General features: G+C 39.6%; 3 protein-coding genes. All 3 read left to right on the top strand.

The window, feature by feature from the left end:
• Nucleotides 1-266 precede the first annotated feature (266 nt).
• Complete coding sequence (locus CXF65_RS00885; protein ID WP_025653323.1) at nucleotides 267-671, top strand: hypothetical protein; 405 nt, start codon at nucleotides 267-269, stop codon at nucleotides 669-671.
• 47 nt (nucleotides 672-718) lie between these two features.
• Complete coding sequence (locus CXF65_RS00880) at nucleotides 719-1,834, top strand: DUF2931 family protein (RefSeq protein WP_025653324.1); 1,116 nt, start codon at nucleotides 719-721, stop codon at nucleotides 1,832-1,834.
• A gap of 144 nt (nucleotides 1,835-1,978) precedes the next feature.
• Nucleotides 1,979-2,243 (top strand): transposase (locus CXF65_RS00875; protein WP_157823964.1); only part of this gene is annotated, 265 nt, incomplete at its 3' end.

Below are 2,243 nucleotides of genomic sequence, written 5' to 3'. Positions count from 1 at the left end.
ATTTGTCCTGGCCATAACAATTTTATTTTGAACTGACTATATACGCTACTATAGTTAATAACGATCAGAATTTACAACCTTACGTTAGCGTGAAAGATGTTAACCTAAGAAACACAATGTTTAATAAATATTTAGAATGGTCGACTAAGGTTGGGCAAGGTGTCAAAGATGATGTCATTTCAGTTGGTATACCTAGAATTAATCCAGAAACTAACCAATTTTATCGTGAAGTCATTGATGGTTAATTTTCACAACTAGGAGCTACTATGAAATCAATAAAACTATTTACACTCTCTATTTGCACCTTAAGCTTAACCGCGTGTTTTACGCCTACAGGTCAACTCTTTGGCGAGCAAAAAGACTATCTAAAAAATGATCTAGGTCAAATTGTCAACGAATGCACTGACGAGATAAATCCTATGACTGGAGAAATAACTTTTAATGGCGTTGCTAAAAGTAAAGCTAATGCATTTTGGATAAGAAACAATTTGCCTAAGGGTACTTTATACTATGTATGCGAAGGTGCTCAAACAGTCCTGCCTAAAGACTGTCAGGGTAAACCACTGACCACACCTGAGATACGTCGCTACTGGAAGAAATACAATCTACCAGTAGGAACAACTGAATTTAATTGTAGTAGCGGTGTGCCAAAAGTAGCAAATGATAGCTAGGTTTATCAAATTAATCGTAACCGATATGAAGTCTAAAGAGACAGCACATGAAATCAATCCTATTAATCGCGCTCTCCGCTGTCGTTCTCTTATTATCGGCGTGTCTATCATCGCAGGGCAAAACCTTAGCCACCTCTATAAAGGATAAGTTTATGAATGAGCAAAAGACCCCATGGGAAACCTTTATATTTGCACCGCGTCATTATCCAGTAGAGCTGGTGGCAGGTGAATCCTTTTGGATGTACGACAATGGCGCAAGAATAGGATTTACAGCTCACGCAAATGGCGGTTGGCGATCAGCAGGGGCACAAGCAGGTGGTGGATCGATGCTACCTGACGGTATTAATCTAACTTGGCTGTCGCCTACCGAAGGTAAGTACTATCATGTCAGAGCGAGAATACCTAAAGAAATAATTCTACGAGAGTTTAATCGAAAATTAAGTATGGATATAGAAAACAAGTTAAAAACAGAAAAATTTAAGGAGATTCATTTCGCCTTAGCTCCTGGTGGTTTTGTCTCTATGCGCCTTGGCTGGGCACAAGTAGAAGAAGTGGCACAGTTTCAGGCTAAAGAAGTGGACATCTCATGGGAGTACTTCGCAGAGGCTAATCACTTCAATCCTGAGGGATTAAGTGAAGAAAAATATTTAGCAGGCTTTACTGACAAGCTACCTGAGCATATTCAAGTGCAAAGAGCTGATGGCACTGTTCCGTACGATAGATGGAAGGCGTTTAACACCCAAAAGTTTCCTTGGCATTTAGCCACTACGCTTGACCTACATGGTTATACTGAGTTTTTAATAAATGGGAATATGTCGTTCATAGCAAAACCTGAACTTGATTTATCAGTCTATACTGACAAACAAACAGTCCCTGCATGGTATCGAATATACTTTAAAAGAGAGGGCAAGCGTTATAGAGGCAACATCATTGTTACTCAAAACGATCCAGATCAAAGAGAACAACCTGAGGGTGATGTAGAGATATTTAATATCTTTAGACAGTATTTTGCAGAAGATAAAAGACCTGCCGCTTTGGTTATAGATATAATAGACGGTCAAATCGTCGCCTATCTGGACAATGGTATAACTAAAAGAGATCTACCCCTATACGATAGTGACTATCGGGTACTTAAGGATGATGAATATCCTTGGTTTAAATAAATAGTATCTAAAGATATCACTACCCGTGACGCTGGACTCTCCAATCGTCACAACCTACAAAATGGTTCCTCCCCTAGATTGAGCTATGCTGAATAAACCGTACACCTAAACTTGGTAAACTAAGCACAATAACAGGAGTTTACCATGACCAAGAAAGTAAGAACTTACAGCACAGAATTTAAAGCAGAAGCCGTCAAGAAGATAGCAGACAATAACGGCAATATTTCAGCTACTGCAAAGCAGCTTGGCATAGCGATGCAAACCTTATCAAACTGGCATAATAAAGCCAACCAAGGCAAGCTTGAAGGGACTGAGCAGTATGATCCACAGCTTATGGCTGTGCTAGAAGAGAATAAGCGCCTCAAAAGACAGCTTAAAGTGGCTGAAGAGGAGTGCGAGATCTTAAAAA

Source organism: Psychrobacter sp. Sarcosine-3u-12, assembly GCF_002836005.1.
GTDB lineage: Bacteria > Pseudomonadota > Gammaproteobacteria > Pseudomonadales > Moraxellaceae > Psychrobacter > Psychrobacter okhotskensis.
The sequence above is the reverse complement of the archived record's forward strand: the minus strand, read 5'-3'. Positions and strand labels throughout refer to the sequence as shown.

Bases quoted from the DNA above. Each gene is read 5' to 3' on its own strand.
- CXF65_RS00880 (WP_025653324.1), top strand. From the start codon at position 719: ATGAAATCAATCCTATTAATCGCGCTCTCCGCTGTCGTTCTCTTATTA.
- CXF65_RS00885 (WP_025653323.1), top strand. From the start codon at position 267: ATGAAATCAATAAAACTATTTACACTCTCTATTTGCACCTTAAGCTTA.